Below are 14,743 nucleotides of genomic sequence, written 5' to 3'. Positions count from 1 at the left end.
CTTCGAAGCGGAGGGTTGGGGTGTGTCCTTCCCGTTCCCCACGTCGCAAGCGCGGAACGGGAAGGCGCCCGCTCATGCGTTCACACGAGCGCGACGTCGGGGTTGGGCTCGATCGGGCCGCTCGCCGGGGCCGCAGGCGCCGTCTCGAGCACGAGCACGGACGGCATGCCGGTCGATGCCGGTGCCGGGAGCTGGACGGTGTGGCCGTCCAGCGGGGTGAAGGGCAGCTCTGCGCCGTCGGCCAGGGCGCGCACGGCGCGGAGGGCGATGCCGGCGGGCAGCGCGATGGTGAGCAGACCGGACACCGGGATGCGGACGACGATCGCATGCACGACGCCCGCCGGTCCTCGTTCCGGGGTCCCCGTCCCGAGGGGCGCCGTGTAGAAGCCCCATCCGGGGTAGGCCCACCCGTCCGCGGGGCCGCTGTCGTGGACGGCCGCCCCGTTCGCCGCCATCCACGCGCCGACCTCGTCGGCCAGGGCGACCTCGACGGGGGCGAGGGAGCCGTCGCCGCGCGGCCCGAAGTTCAGCAGCAGGTTCCCGCCGAGGCTCACGGTCTGCGCGAGCTGCTCCACGACCTGCGCCGGGGTCTTGCGCCCGTGCTCGGCCCAGGCGGAGTCGTGGAAGCCCCAGCTCGCCTGCGTGAGCGTGGCGCAGGCCTCCCAGTCGTGCGCGGTCACGGACAGGTCCCAGGGTGCGGGGAGGCGCCGCTCGTAGCCGCTCTCGTAGTCGCCCATGAGGACGCCGTTCGAGTCGAAGTGCCGCGCTCCGCGATCGTCGGCGCGCAGGCGGCTGTTCACGATCGCCCCCGGGATCCGCTCCTTGAGCAGCCGCTCGATCTCGTGCGTCCAGCCGCCGCTCGCCTTGACCGACTCGTCCCAGGTGCCGTCGAACCAGAAGCCGCGCACGTGGGGATACCTCTCTGCGAGCTCGAGGAGCTGATCGGTCGCGAAGCGGAGGTAGCGCTCGAAGGCCTCGCGGTCCTCGTCGGACTCGAGGGCGGAGCGCCAGTCGGGGTGATGCCAGTCCAGCACCGAGTAGTAGAGGTGCGTGGAGAGTCCCTCGGCGCGATAGGCGTCGAGGATCTCGCCGAGCACATCCCGACCGGAGGGCGTGGCGGCGACGGAGAAGTCGGTGTAGGCGCTCGGCCACAGGCAGAAGCCGTCGTGGTGCTTGGTCGTGACGGTCACGTAGCGCGCGCCCATCCGCTTCGCCGTGCGCGCCCACTCACCGGGATCGAACCCCTCGAGGGTGAAGTCCGCGGTGAGCACCGCCCAGTCCTCGCGGCTCACGTCGGCGGACTGCATGAGGAACTCGGAGGCGAACTCGATCGTGCGCCCCCGCCAGGTGCCGGCGGGGAGCGCGTAGAGGCCCCAGTGCACGAACTGACCGAGCCGATCGGCGCGGAAGGCCCGCATCGTCGGATCCTCGCGGCGCCCGAGGCCGTCCGCGCCGTATTGCAGCGGGATCACCGCGCCTCCCCTCTCGGACCGGTGAGCCCGGGATGACCGTCCCAGGGGACGAAGGTCGCGAGGTCGAACTCCGCGCGGCGGCCCGAGGCCCAGTCGACGCGGACGTGCGTGCGGTCGACATGGACGCGGACCCGGTCGCGCCAGCTCTGCGGATCGACGGCGCCGCCCCGCTCCAGCACGTGAAGCGTCACGACGACGGTGTCGCCGGTGCCGGTCCGGCCCCGCAGCGAGGGGGTCGCGGAGTGCGATCCCATCGCGTTCGCGTCGCGGTAGGCGAACACCTGAGCGCGTTCCGGAGCCTCTCCCCCGGCAGCACCCGGTTCGGGGGCGTCCCAGCCGTGCAGCCCGATGACCGCGGCGAGCAGACCGTCGCGGCCCTGGGCCCATGCCCCGTCCTCGAAGACGCCGGCCGGGAGTCCGCGGTCGTCCGCGACCATCCAGCCCCCCTCGCGCATGGGCCACGGCCGATCGGTCTGCACGAGATGCGCGCGCACCTCCGCCGTGCCGTCGCCCGCGGTCACCGTCGTCACGGCCGTCCCCGGCAGGGCGCGGCGGTGCAGCTGGGGCACGTGGACGGATCCGGCGAGCTCTCCCTCGACCCGCATGGCGCGCAGCGCACTGCGCCGGCTGCCGGCTCCCTCGTCGTCGAGGAGCGCGAGATGGGAGTCGATCGCGTCCTCCCAGGCCGCTCCCGTCCCCGGCGCCGTGTGCGTCGAGTAAGCGAACTTCGCGTAGTGCGGGTCGTCGCGGTCCTCGTCCTCGCCGACGGGCAGCGTGGCGTGGTCCGACCCGTGGTTCGCCATCCGCACGATGCCGTCGTCCGCGGCGCGGAGCACCCAGCCGACGGGCTCGACGGGCACGGTGAACGCGCCGCGATCGGCGGGCAGCGCCTCCTCCACCGCGGTCCAGACGGATGCGGTCGCGGGCTGCGCGAGCCCGAGGAACCCGATTCCCGCCAGGTACGGGGATCCGAAGCCGCTGTAGTCCTGGCACATCGGCTCGAACGCGTCGTACCATCCGAGGGTCAGCGGCGCGTCGACGCCGACCCCGTGGGCGGTGAAGCGCGCGAGCGCGCCGGAGGCGAGCCGACGGGTCTGCCCGGGGGTGAGCGCGCTCGCCCCCGACGCGTCCGCGCACCAGAAGGCGGCGAGCGCGGCCGTGCGGTAGGTCAGCGACCGGCCCTGATGAAGGAGCGAGCCGTCGGCGGCGACCATGTGCGCCTGGGACGCGGTGAAGTCGTGCAGCCGCTCGAGGTGCCGCTGCCCCTCGGGCGTGTGCACGGCATCGGTCATGCGGTACCAGGCCCACAGGTAGGGATGGATCGCCCAGGCGTTGTAGTAGTCGACCGCGTGCTCGGGGCCGTCGGTGTACCAGCCGTCGCCGAGGTACCAGCTCTCCACCCGGGCCACGTTGCGGTGCGTCTGCACACCGCGCACGTCCTCGCCGACCGAGCGCAGGAACCCCTCGGCCATCGCGGGGAACAGCTGCCAGTTGTTCTGCCACACCTCGCAGCGGGCGTGATGACGCAGCCACTCCGCGATCTGGAGCTGCTCAGGACGCGTGAGCCCCGCCCACAGCCGTTCCCGGCTGACGTGCAGGGAGAACGCGATGTTCGCGGCCTCGACGATCGAGTTCGTGATCCCGGTCAGCGGCAGCCGGCAGCTGACGCCCCGGGGCCACTCCTCCGCACCGCCGGGCCTGGTGCCGGCGAGGAGCGCCCGGGAGTAGTACTCCAGGTGCTCCTGGACCGCGGGTTCCGCGGGGTCGGCGGCGCCGGCGATCCGCGGGGCGGCGAGCAGGAACGACCGGCCGACGGCCTCCATCCCCTCGCGGCGCACCCCGTCGCCCGTGATGCGTCCCGGCAGGCGCGGGAGGGCGCCCTCCGCACTGGCGTGCCGGCGCACCTGGCCCAGCCAGTCGTCCGCCACCGCCTCCCAGCGCGCCCTGCCCCAGCCCGTGAACGGGGAGAGGACCGGATCCATCGCGATCGTCGTCGAGATGTCTTCCCTCACGGTTCCCACTCCTCTGTCGCCCTCTCCCGCGTCCACGGATCCTCTGCGTCTCAGGCGCTCGGGGACGGGCTGGCCGTCGCGCCGCTCAGCGCCTTCTGGAACTCGGAGCGGATGGTGTCGCCGCCCGCGCTCTTCCACGTGGAGATCGCGCTCTTCACATCGTTCAGCGAACCACGCCCGGCGATGAAGTTGGTCACCGCGTCCGAGACGGGCTTCGCGATCGTGAGGCCCTGCTTCGCGTTCGTCGGGCTGAACAGGCCCAGGGTCGGATCCGCGACGCCGATCGGCACGAGCTTCGCATACGCGTCGTGGAGCACCTTGATGGCGTCCGGGAACTGCGGCGAGTACAGCGTGTTCGGGCCCGCCGCGAGGTACTTCCACGGCACGGCGGTGTTCAGGGCCGCCGCGGGAGTCGGGATCGGGTTGCCCTTGTCGTCGCGGGTGTAGTCGGTGCCCTCGGCGCCGTAGTTCATGAGGAGATACTCCTCGCTGCCGAACGGCGCCGCGAGGAAGTTCGCGACCTGCAGCACCTGCCTGATGTGGTCGGCGCTGCCCTTCTTCACCATCGTCCAGGCGAAGTCGATGTTGTCGAGCCAGACCGTGGCCTTGCCGCCCGTGGCGCTGAACGGGATGAACGGGACGACCTTGTTCGCGGGGTTCGCCGCGGGCACGGTCTGCTGATAGCCGCCCGGCTTTCCGAACGCCGGCAGCCCGTCGTAGATCTGCGCGACCTGGCCGGAGATGAACGCGTTCGACATCTGCGACTTCGTCCAGCCCTCGCTGCCGGGGGCGAAGCAGCCGGCAGCGTAGAGCTTCTGCACGAAGGACACCATCTCCAGGTACTCCGGCGTCTCGATGTCCTTCACCAGCTTGCCGTTCTTCATCGTCCAGTTGAACGGGACGTGGAAGATGTGCTCGAACGGGACGAGCCCGAACTTCGTGCTGCCGAGCGCCCAGCGGTTGGCGCCGGTGAGCTGCTTCGCGAGGGAGAGGTAGTCGTCCGCGTTCTTGATGGCCGACGTGTCCGTGACGCCCGCGGCCTCGAAGAACGTCTGGTTGATGAAACCGGATCCGCCGGTCATTCCGCGCGGGATCGGGATGCCGTAGAGCTTTCCGTTCTGCACCGCCGGCTTCCAGAACGCCTGCGGGATGTTGGCGAGGTTCGGGTAGTCCTTGGACTTGTCGCCTGCGAGGAACGGGGTGAGGTCCTGACAGGCCGACTCCAGGAAGCCGATGATGTCGGCGATCGCGGCGCCGTCGTTGAGCATGAGATCGGGCATGTCGCCACCCGCGATCACGGTGTTGAGCTTGGTGTCGTAGTCGTCGCTCGACACCGCGGTGATGTCGACCGTCCCGCCGAGGCGCTTGTCGATCTCCTGCCAGGCCGGGTTCGACGCCATCGGGGTCGGCGGCGGCCCGAAGATGTTCGTGATCGCGGTGATCTTCTGCCCCTTCAGGAACGGCGCCGGCACCGAGCGGAAGGGCTTCGCCGGGTAGTTGAAGAAGGCCGCGGGGACGCCCTCCGCGGTCCCGGCGAGGTCGGGCGTGGCGCCGTTCAGCGGGATGTACTTCGGCAGCACGGAGGCCGAGGCGGCGGACGCGTTCAGTGCGCCCTTCGTGCCGCAGCCGGCGAGCGAGCCCGCGGTGGCGACGCCGAGGACGCTGAGGGCGGCGAAGGACAGGAAGGTCCGCCGGTTCGTTTCGAGAGCCACGAGGGGCTCCTTTCTGTACAGGGTGGATCGATCGGGTGGAGCGGGCCTCAGCCCTTGACGGCGCCGGTGAGGACGCCCTTGGTGAAGTACTTCTGCAGGAACGGGTAGACGAGCAGGATCGGGATGACGCTGATCACGACGACGGCCATCTGGATCGCCTGGGACGGCGCGGAGATCTCGCCGACCGAGGCGGTGTCGAGCGGGGATCCCAGCAGCACGTACTGGCGCAGGATCATCGACAGCGGCCACATGTCGCTGTCGAGGTAGAGCATCGCGTTGAAGAACGCGTTCCAGTAGGCGACCGCGTAGAACAGGCCGACGACCGCGAGGACGCCCTTCGACAGCGGCAGCACGATCCTCACGAGGATGCGGAAGTCGCCGGCGCCGTCGATCCTCGCCGCTTCGAAGAGCTCCTGCGGAAGCCCCATGAAGAACGAGCGGACGACGACGAGGTTGAACGCCGAGATCAGCGTCGGCAGCACGAGCGCCGCATAGCTGCCGAGCAGTCCGAGCTGCTTGACCATGAGGAAGCTCGGGATGATGCCCGGCGTGAAGAGCATCGTGAACAGCGCCGTCAGCAGGATGAACCGGCCGAAGGCGAGATCGCGGCGGGAGAGCCCGTAGGCCATGCCGACCGTCGCGGCGAGCGAGCACAGCGTGCCGATCACGGTGATGAGCATGCTGCGCACGAGCGCGGCGGTGACGATGCCGCCCGAGAAGATCGTCTCGTAGGCCGCGAGCGTCGGGTGCAGCGGGAAGAGCACCAGGCCGTTGGCGTTCGCGATGTCGGTGCTGTCCGAGAGGCTCGTCGAGATCACCGTGAGGAACGGGTAGATGGTCGCGATGCAGATGAGCACGACGACGAGTGCTTTGCCCGCGGCCCCGAGGCGGCTGGGCTTCTCCATCCAGGCGGGCCGCGCGGACTCGGTCCTGCGCCGCCCGCGTCGCGTGCGGGGCATGACGACCGCCCTGGTCGTGAGCTGAGCGTCACTTGCCACGGGAGTACACCCCTTCCTGGCCGAACAGATGCGCGACCTTGTTGGCGCCGAGCACGAGCGCGAGGCCCACGACGCCCTTCACGAGACCGACGGCGGCCGCCGGGCCCCACTGCCCGTTCTGGATGCCGTGGTAGTAGACCCAGGTGTCGAGCACCTCGCCCGCGCCCGCGCCGACGTTGTCGCGCTGCAGGACGATCTGCTCGAAGCCGACGGAGAGGATGCTGCCCAGGTTCAGGATGAGCAGCAGGATGATGACCGGCATGATCCCGGGGATCGTGATCGTCTTCATGCGCTGCCAGGGACCCGCGCCGTCCACGGCGGCCGCCTCGTACAGCTCCTGGTCGATGTTCATGAGGGCGGCGAGGAAGATGATCGTGCCCCAGCCGGCGTCCTTCCAGGCGGACTGGATCGACACCAGGAACGGGAAGAACCAGGGCGTGGTCATCGCCTCGAACGGCTGCAGGCCCATCGCCTGCATGAGATGCGGCACGACCCCGGTCGCACCGAGCACCTGTCCGAAGATCGACACGATGATGACCCAGCCGAGGAAGTGCGGCAGGTAGACGACGCTCTGCACGAACTTGCGGATCCGGTTCGACATGATGCTGTTCAGCAGTAGCGCCAGCACGATCGGGATCGGGAAGAACAGCACGAGCTGGAGACCGGTGATCACCAGCGTGTTGCGCAGCGCCTGCCAGAACGTGGGATCCCCGAAGATCTTCACGAAGTTGTCGAATCCGACCCATGCGCTGTCGATGAAGCCGAGGTAGGGCTGGTAGTCCTCGAACGCGATGATGTTGCCCGGCAGCGGCAGCCAGTGGAACACGACGAAGTACAGGAATCCCGGGGCGATGAGCAGGAGCATCACCCGGTCGCGCTTGATCCGTTCCCAGAGGCTGCGCTTGCGGTGCGCCGGCACGCCGGCCGTCGCGGCGGTGCGGCGGCGGCCCTTCGACGCGGGACGTGCGGGGTGCGCGGGGCGCATGTCCGCGGCGCCTTCGCCCGGAGTCGTCGTGCTCTGCACGAGCGGCTCGCTGTAACTGCTCATCTTCGACCTCGACCTGCGACGGGAAACTTCATCGTTGTCCGCAAGAGCTAGAAAGCGCTTGCTGTGCTGCGAACGTACCCGACGGGATCCGGGCTGTCAACGGTCACGCGAGATTTCGTCGAAACGTTGATTTTCAGAGCATCGGATCCGCAAGTTCCGCAACTGTGGGTGGACGCACGGCATAGTATGCGCTTACTATCTGGATGCAGAAAGAAAGGATCGCCGTGGATCACACCGCCCCGTCCTCCCGTCCTTCCGCCGTGATCGTCATGGCGGAGCAGTCGTTCCGGGAGGTCTTCTCCGAGACCGCGCTCGCCCGGCTGAGCGCGGTCGTCGAGCTCGTGGGACCCCTGCCGATCACCGACCTCGACTCCCCCGCGAGCAGGGACGCCCTGCGCGCCGCGCGGGTCATGCTGACGGGCTGGGGAGCCCCCCGCATCGACGCCGCCGTGCTCGACGCCGCCCCGCGCCTGGAGACCGTCGTGCACACCGCCGGCACGGTCAAGACCTTCCTCGACGCGGAGGCGTTCCGCCGCGGCATCCGGGTGAGCACGGCCGCGGCGGCGAACGCCACGCCCGTCGCGGAGTTCACGCTCGCCGCCATCGTGTTCGGCCTCAAGCGCGCGAGCCGGTTCGCCCACCAGCTGCGCACCACGCGACGTCATCGCTCCGTGGACGGCATGCCGCAGGTCGGCGCGAACGGCGTCACGATCGGCATCCTCGGCGCCTCCCGGGTGGGACGCGAGGTGATCCGGCTCGTCTCGCGCCTCGACGCCCGCATCCTCGTCTGCGATCCGTACCTGTCCGCCGCGGATGCCGCGCGGCTCGGCGTCGAAGCCGTCCCGCTCGACGAACTGTGCCGGCGCAGCGACGTCCTCACCCTCCACGCCCCGAGCACGCCGGACACGCGGCACATCATCGGAGCGGCGGAGCTGGCGCTGCTGCACGACGGCGCCGTCGTGGTGAACACCGCCCGCGGCGCCCTCATCGACACCGAGGCGCTCACCGCCGAGCTCGTCCGCGGCCGTCTGGACGCTTACCTGGATGTGACGGATCCCGAGCCGCTGCCGGGGGGCTCCCCCCTCTATGCGCTGCCGAACGTCGTGCTCACGCCGCACATCGCGGGCGCGCTGGGCAACGAGATCCACCGGCTGGGCGACTCGGCCGTGCGCGAGGTCGAGCAGTACGTTGGTCGAGGGATCCTCGCGCACGAACTCCGTGCCGACGAGCTGGCGTACACCGCCTGACCGGTGGAACGCGCGATGAGACGGAGCGGACCTCGGGTCCACGAACGGAGGCTGGGATGAGGGCGCAGGAGGACCGCTCGGGAGCGGGCTCGGGGCACACCGTGACGATGTCCGACGTCGCCGAACGGGCCGGCGTCTCCTCGGCGACGGTCTCCCGGGTGCTCAACGGCAACTACCCCGTGGCGCAGGCCACGCGGGACGCGGTGAACCGGGCGATCGACGACCTCGGCTACACCGCGAACGCGCACGCGCGGGCGCTCGCCAGCTCGGCCACGCACAGCGTCGGCATCATCGTCAACGACCTCGTCGACCCGTTCTTCTCCTACATCGTGCGCGGTGTGGAGCAGGAGGCATCGACCACCGGCCGGCTGTGCATCGTGGCGGCATCGCAGGGCGACGTCGATCGTGAGATCGAGCTCATCGATCGCATGATCAGCCAGCGCACCGACGCGGTGATCGTGGTGGGCGGCGGCTACGACGATCCGCGCGCCCGCCGCCGCATGGCGGAGCGCGCCCGCACGCTCGCCGGCATCGGCTCCACCCTCGTGCTCTGCGGCCGCCCCTCCGTCGGGGAGCAGGCGCCGACGAAGATCGTGGGCTACGACAACGAGGGCGGCGCCTTCGCGGTCACCCAGCACCTCATCGCCCAGGGGCATCGCCGGATCCTCTATCTCGGCGGCCCGGTCGGCCTGTCCACGAGCGTCGCGCGGCTCGCCGGCTTCCGTCATGCGATGCAGTCCCACGGCTTCGAGGTGCCGCCGGAGCTCGTGCACCAGGGCGCCTTCGGACGCCGGTTCGGGCACGCGGCGATGAGCGAGATCCTGGACGGGCAGCCCGACTTCACGGCCGTGTTCGCCGCGAACGACCTCGTCGCCGCCGGCGCCCTCGACGCGATGACCGCGCGCGGGATCCGCGTGCCCGAGGACATGTCCCTCGTGGGCTACGACGACATCCCGCAGTCCAGCGAGCTCACGCCGAAGCTCACCACCGTGCACGTCCCGCTGGAGGACATGGGGCGGGAGAGCGTCCGCCTGGCGCTCAGCCGCACCGACGACGCCTTCGGACGTCACGCCGAGGGCGAGATCATCGTCGGCACCCGGCTCATCGTGCGGGACTCGGTCGCCGCTCCCCCCGCGACGCCGTGGCGTCCGGAGCGTTGAGGGAACGCGACTTGCCGGCAGGGCCAAGAGACGAAGAAGGCCGCCCGGATGGGCGGCCTTCTCTCTTCGTGCCCCCGACAGGAATCGAACCTGCGACCTACGGTACCGGAAACCGGCGCTCTATCCGCTGAGCTACGGAGGCGTACCGGACGAGCCTAGCATCGGATCCGCCTCCTCTCCGACCGTGGCGGATCCCGGTAGTGTCGCGAGGAGCCGACCGATCGATGAGGACCCGATGAGCGCTTCCGTTCCCCCTTCTCCCTGGCCTCCCGCCGTCGCCGCGGAGCCCCGTGTCCCCCACGGAACGCCGGTCTACACCGCTTGGGGACGGGTGACCGCCTGGACAACGGTGGCGGCGGTCGTCGCCTCGGCCCTCATGATGTGGCTGATGTCCGGGCCGACGCTCGACTACGTGCGACGCATCGTCGAGCTGAGCACCCTGTCTGCCACGGGAACGAGGGTGCCACCCGGCGTGGTCCTCTCGATCATGTCCGATGTGATGCCGGGTCTCGTGATGGCGTCGCTGGTCGGCACTCTCCTGAGCTGGGCCCTCTATGCGCTCGCCATCGTCGCCGGGTACCGTGACTACGTCGAACTCGGCCGTCTCGGCTATCCGAAGCGCTTCCACTGGGCGTGGAGCTTCCTCTCCCCGGTGTATCCGATCGGCCGCGCCGTCGTCGTGCGCCGGCAGGCGGGGGCGGGCTCGGCCACGATGTGGATCGCTCTCGCGGCGACCGCGGCGAGCCTCCTGGTCAGCTTCGGCTGGACGTTCTGGCTCATGTTCGCGATGTTCGACATCATGCGCGCCGGACTGGGCACGATCGCCTGACCGCCGAGCGCCCTCCGTCCCGCCGCGCGCCGGTCAGACGAGCGCGAGGACCAGCAGCACCACCGCGATCAGGGGGAACAGTCCCTGCACGGCCGCCGCGCGCGCCTTGGACCGATCGGAGAGGATCAGCACGAGGGCGGCCGCGAGCATCGACCCCGTGGCGGCCAGCATCAGCACGAGGCCGGCGGTGGCGGAGCCGGCCGCGGCGAGCACGATGCCGATCACCGCGATGACGGCGAGGAACAGGTTGTAGAAGCCCTGGTTGAACGCCAGCGGCCGGGTGATCTCCGCGTCCTCGGCGGAGGTGCCGAAGACGCGCCGCGTGGAGGGATGCGTCCAGCGCACCGACTCCAGCACGAAGATGTAGACGTGGACCAGGGCGGCGAGCCCCGCGAAGACGGATCCGATCAGCAGGAACATGGTGCGATTGTCCCGCACCCGGCGCCTCAGGCCCGCGCGACGCGGCGGTACGCGAGGTCCCGGATGTCGCGTCCCTTCGCGATGCCCTTGCGCTCGAACGCGGTCATCATCCGCCCGTCGAAGCGCTCGGCCCACTCCCCCTCGAAGGCGCGCTCGAACTCGGGCGCCTCGTCGAGCACCTCGCGCATCTGCAGGGCGTAGTCCTCCCAGTCGGTCGCGAGGCGCAGCAGCCCGCCGTCGCGGAGCGCGGCGCCCGCGGTGGCGCCGAAGCCGGGGCGCACGAGGCGGCGCTTCGTGTGCCGCTTCTTGTGCCACGGGTCGGGGAAGAAGATCCACGCCTCGTCGGCCGCGCCCGCGGGAAGGTACGTCGCGAGCACCTCCGGGGCGTTGGCCTCGATCAGCCGGAGGTTGCGCACACCGTCGCGATCCGCATCGAGCATCGTCCGGGCGAGGCCGGCGCGGAACACCTCGACCGCGAGGAAGTCCCGCTCCGGATGCGCTGCGGCGGCGGAGACGATCGCGTGCCCCTGCCCCGAGCCGATCTCCACGGTCAACGGAGCCTCGCGTCCATACGCGGCGGCCGGATCGAGCCGCGCCTCCGGGTGCACCGAGGTCCAGGCGACGTCGCGGGGCACGTCCAGCACGTAGAACTCCGCGAGCTCGGCGAAGGCCCGCTCCTGTGCCTCGGACATGCGGCCGCTGCGGCGCACGAAGGAGACGGGCTCGTCGCGGAAGGTACGGGGTTCGGGCATCCCTCCAGGATATCCGCCGTCCCTCGCGTTCCCGGCTCTCCCGGCGCCCCGGGCCGACCGGCCGCTCATCGTCCTGCCCCCGGGGCGGCGGCGATCGGTTCCGTCACGAAGTCGATGAGCTCCTCCACGCGGCCCAGCAGCGACGGCTCCAGGTCGCGGTAGCTCGACACGCGGGACAGGATGCGCTTCCAGGCGTGCGCGATGTCGGCCTGCGAGTCCGCGGGCCAGCCGAACGCGCGGCAGATCCCGGTCTTCCAGTCGGTGCCGCGCGGGATCTGCGGCCACGCGCGGATGCCCATCGCCGCCGGCGTGACGCACTGCCACACGTCGATATAGGGGTGACCGACGATGCGCAGGTGCGCCCCGTGCGGTCCGCGCAGGATCTGCTCCACGATCCGGGTCTCCTTCGATCCCGGGACGAGGTGGTCCACGAGCACGCCGTACCGGCGATCGCGCCGCGGCGGAGCCTCGGCGAGGAGTTCCTCGAGCAGGTCGACGCCCTGCAGGTACTCGACGACCACGCCTTCGACCCGCAGGTCGTCCCCCCACACCTTCTCGACGAGCTCGGCGTCGTGCCGCCCCTCGACGAGGATCCGGCTCGGCAGCGCCGTCCGCGCGCGGGAGTCCGCGACGGCGAACGACCCCGAGGCGGTCCGCCGGGAGCCGCCACCCGAGGCCTTGGACGGATGCACGAGCCGCACCGGCTCGCCGTCGATCATGAAACCCGCGCCGAGAGGGAAGAGCCGCCGACGGCCCTTGTAGTCCTCGAGCTCGACCTGGCCCGATTCGATGCGCGTCACCGCCCCGCAGAACCCGTCGACGGCGACCTCGACCACGAGATCTCGTTCGGCGGGGACGTCCACGGCGACCTTGGCGCCGCGCTCCCGCCATCCGGCTGCGAGCACATCGGATCCGTACCTGTCGTCCATCGGCTTCAGCCTACCGAGCGGACGCCCCGGCCCCGGTGAGCGCCGGTCCGCGGCAGGGGAAACACAGGAAGACACGCCCTAGACTCGCTCCCAGGGGCTTTCCGGGCCCCGGGAGGAGCGAAGATGCGGGCGCGCTGGGCTGTCGTCGTGGGTGTGATCCTGGGTGTGCTGGGCCTGTCGCTCGCCGTCTCCCCCGCATCCGCCGCCCCTCGTGCGCCGCTGACGGCCTCCGTCCCCGCCACCGCTCCGGTGACCCTGGGCTCGGACTTCGTCACGGACCTCGTGGGCGCGCTCGGATCCTCGGAGACCGAGGAGCTGAACGGCCGGCTCGAAGAGCTGAGCCGCACGCAGAACATCCAGCTCTTCGTCGTCTTCGTCGACACGTTCACGACCCCCGCCAACAGCCAGGAGTGGACCAACCAGGTCGCGATCGACAACGGCCTCGGCCAGCAGCAGTACCTCCTGGCCGTCGCGACGCAGTCGCGGCAGTTCTATCTTTCCGCCGACAAGGCCGGCCCGGTCCCGCTGTCGCGCGTCGACCAGATCTCGCAGTCGCTCGTGAACGACCTGCGCACGAAAGACTGGGCGGGCGCCGTCCGCACCGCCGCCGACGGGTTCTCCGGATCCGGCTCCTCGGACATCGGCGGCATCCTGCTCATCGTCCTCTGCGTGCTCGCGGTGATCGGGGCGATCATCGTCCTGGTCGTGATGCGCCGCCGGGCGGCCGCCCGCGTCAGGCGGGCGACACCGACCCCGACGGGCGATCCCCTCGACGCCATCAGCGATGAGGAGCTGACCCGCCGGGCCGGTCTGGCCCTCGTGCACACCGACGACGCCATCACCTCGTCGACCGAGGACCTCGGCTTCGCGACGGCCCAGTTCGGCGAGACCGCGACGAGCTCGTTCACCGAGGTGGTGAACAAGGCGAAGGCCAAGCTCGACGAGGCGTTCTCGCTCAAGCAGAAGCTCGACGACGAGATCCCCGACACCGATCAGCAGCGCCGCGACTGGCTTCTCCAGATCATCCGGCTGTGCGAGAGCGCCGACACCGCGCTGGACGCGAACGTCACCGCCTTCGACGAGCTCCGCAAGCTGGAGCAGGACGCCGAGCACGCCCTGACGCAGCTGAAGGCCCATCGGGAGGCCGCGGCCACCGCCGTCGCCGCCGCCCCCGCGGCCCTCCAGACGCTGTCGGCGGTTTACGACCCCACCGCCCTGCAGACCGTCGCGGGCAACCCCGCCGAAGCCGCGAGCCGGCTCGAGCTCGCCGACGCGAACATCGCCTCCGCCGGCGACCTCATCGCTCAGGGGAAGCGCGGCGAGGCGGCCTTCGCGATCCGCACCGGAGAGGAGGGCGTGCTGCAGGCCGCCCAGCTGGCCGGCGCCATCACGACGCTGCAGGCCGACCTCGCGGCGGCCGAGGCGCAGTCTCAGGCGCTCATCGCGAACCTGGAACAGGATCTCGCAGGCGCCGCGGCGCTGCCGGCCTCCCCCGAGCTGAACGCCGCGGTCGCCGCGACGCGCACCGCCCTCAACCAGGCCCGCACCGACGCGACCGGCACCGGCCGTCGCCCGCAGGCGGTGCTGGAGTCGCTCACGGCGGCGAACTCGCGCATCGACAGCACGGTGGATGCGATCCGCAACGCCCGGCAGCAGGCCGAGCGCGCGCAGCAGGTGCTGGAGCAGACGCTCACCCAGGCCCGCGCCGAGATCTCGACGGCGAACAGCTACATCACGACCCACCGAGGCGCGATCGGCCCCGACGCCCGTACCAGGGCCGCGCAGGCGTCCGCCGAGTACGACCAGGCCGAGGCAGCCCGCGTCGCGGATCCGAACGCGGCGCTGCAGCACGCGCAGCGCGCGATCGCGCTCGCCCGCGAGGCCACGCAGCTCGCCGCGGGCTCCATCGACTCGTGGGGCTCGGGCGGCGGCTGGGGCGGCGGAGGCGGCTGGAGCGGCGGAAACCGCAGCGGCATGGGCGACGCGATCCTCGGCGGCATCATCGGCGGCATCCTGTCCGGCGGAGGCGGAGGCAGGAGCAGCGGAGGCTGGGGCGGTGGAGGCGGCGGCTGGCGCTCCAGCGGCGGAGGCGGCGGATTCCGTCCCTCCAGCTTCGGAGGCGGCAGCCGCGGCGGATCGGGCGGTCGCTTCTGACAGCCGGATC

At 71.0% G+C, this 14,743-nt stretch carries 12 protein-coding genes and 1 tRNA gene; 4 read left to right on the top strand and 9 right to left on the bottom strand.

Annotated elements, in window-relative coordinates; translation table 11 throughout:
* Window positions 1–80 precede the first annotated feature (80 nt).
* From WFJ17_RS05775 to WFJ17_RS05755, 5 genes are read right to left on the bottom strand one after another with little or no spacing between them, the layout of a single operon-like run.
* Window positions 81–1,472: an alpha-L-fucosidase gene (locus tag WFJ17_RS05775; RefSeq protein WP_251444760.1), complete on the bottom strand. Its 1,392-nt coding sequence runs from the start codon at window positions 1,470–1,472 to the stop codon at window positions 81–83.
* Window positions 1,469–3,484 carry a DUF2264 domain-containing protein gene (locus WFJ17_RS05770; protein ID WP_336647902.1) on the bottom strand — a complete coding sequence of 672 codons (2,016 nt, stop codon included), beginning with the start codon at window positions 3,482–3,484 and terminating at the stop codon, window positions 1,469–1,471. Before WFJ17_RS05770 ends, WFJ17_RS05775 begins: the two co-directional genes overlap by 4 nt.
* Window positions 3,485–3,534: 50 nt before the next feature.
* Entirely contained in the window at window positions 3,535–5,196 is a 1,662-nt protein-coding gene (locus WFJ17_RS05765; protein WP_251444766.1) for an extracellular solute-binding protein, read from the bottom strand.
* A gap of 47 nt (window positions 5,197–5,243) precedes the next feature.
* Window positions 5,244–6,194 carry a carbohydrate ABC transporter permease gene (locus tag WFJ17_RS05760; RefSeq protein WP_336647901.1) on the bottom strand — a complete coding sequence of 317 codons (951 nt, stop codon included), beginning with the start codon at window positions 6,192–6,194 and terminating at the stop codon, window positions 5,244–5,246.
* Window positions 6,184–7,242, bottom strand: a complete 1,059-nt coding sequence (locus WFJ17_RS05755) for an ABC transporter permease (RefSeq protein ID WP_336647900.1) — start codon at window positions 7,240–7,242, stop codon at window positions 6,184–6,186. Before WFJ17_RS05755 ends, WFJ17_RS05760 begins: the two co-directional genes overlap by 11 nt.
* A 224-nt stretch (window positions 7,243–7,466) precedes the next feature.
* Here WFJ17_RS05755 and WFJ17_RS05750 point away from each other — a divergent pair, with 224 nt between their 5' ends.
* Both WFJ17_RS05750 and WFJ17_RS05745 read left to right on the top strand, forming a co-directional pair.
* On the top strand, window positions 7,467–8,489 hold the full coding sequence (locus tag WFJ17_RS05750) for a hydroxyacid dehydrogenase (protein WP_336647899.1): 1,023 nt from the start codon (window positions 7,467–7,469) through the stop codon (window positions 8,487–8,489).
* Window positions 8,490–8,545: 56 nt separating this feature from the next.
* The gene (locus tag WFJ17_RS05745) at window positions 8,546–9,649 is read left to right on the top strand and encodes a LacI family DNA-binding transcriptional regulator (RefSeq protein ID WP_251444778.1); all 1,104 of its coding nucleotides are present in this window, start codon (window positions 8,546–8,548) and stop codon (window positions 9,647–9,649) included.
* Between the two features lie 69 nt (window positions 9,650–9,718).
* Here the strand turns inward: WFJ17_RS05745 and WFJ17_RS05740 are convergent.
* Window positions 9,719–9,791 (bottom strand) — tRNA-Arg (locus WFJ17_RS05740).
* Window positions 9,792–9,980: 189 nt separating this feature from the next.
* Here WFJ17_RS05740 and WFJ17_RS05735 point away from each other — a divergent pair.
* Complete coding sequence (locus tag WFJ17_RS05735; RefSeq protein WP_336647898.1) at window positions 9,981–10,478, top strand: hypothetical protein; 498 nt, start codon at window positions 9,981–9,983, stop codon at window positions 10,476–10,478.
* A gap of 33 nt (window positions 10,479–10,511) precedes the next feature.
* Here WFJ17_RS05735 and WFJ17_RS05730 read toward each other — a convergent pair whose 3' ends face one another.
* From WFJ17_RS05730 to WFJ17_RS05720, 3 genes are all read right to left on the bottom strand, one after another.
* Window positions 10,512–10,898 (bottom strand): DUF1304 domain-containing protein, encoded by a 387-nt coding sequence (locus WFJ17_RS05730; protein WP_251444784.1) that lies wholly within the window; start codon window positions 10,896–10,898, stop codon window positions 10,512–10,514.
* Between the two features lie 26 nt (window positions 10,899–10,924).
* Window positions 10,925–11,650, bottom strand: a complete 726-nt coding sequence (gene trmB, locus WFJ17_RS05725) for a tRNA (guanosine(46)-N7)-methyltransferase TrmB (RefSeq protein ID WP_336647897.1) — start codon at window positions 11,648–11,650, stop codon at window positions 10,925–10,927.
* A 65-nt stretch (window positions 11,651–11,715) separates the two neighbouring features.
* Window positions 11,716–12,579, bottom strand: a complete 864-nt coding sequence (locus WFJ17_RS05720) for a DUF3097 domain-containing protein (RefSeq protein ID WP_251444791.1) — start codon at window positions 12,577–12,579, stop codon at window positions 11,716–11,718.
* A gap of 123 nt (window positions 12,580–12,702) precedes the next feature.
* Between WFJ17_RS05720 and WFJ17_RS05715 the strand changes: the two genes are divergently transcribed.
* Window positions 12,703–14,733, top strand: a complete 2,031-nt coding sequence (locus WFJ17_RS05715) for a TPM domain-containing protein (RefSeq protein ID WP_336647896.1) — start codon at window positions 12,703–12,705, stop codon at window positions 14,731–14,733.
* Window positions 14,734–14,743 lie beyond the last annotated feature (10 nt).

Source organism: Microbacterium sp. MMO-10 (assembly GCF_037148715.1).
In the GTDB taxonomy this organism is placed as follows: Bacteria; Actinomycetota; Actinomycetes; order Actinomycetales; family Microbacteriaceae; genus Microbacterium.
The sequence above is the reverse complement of the archived record's forward strand: the minus strand, read 5'-3'. Positions and strand labels throughout refer to the sequence as shown.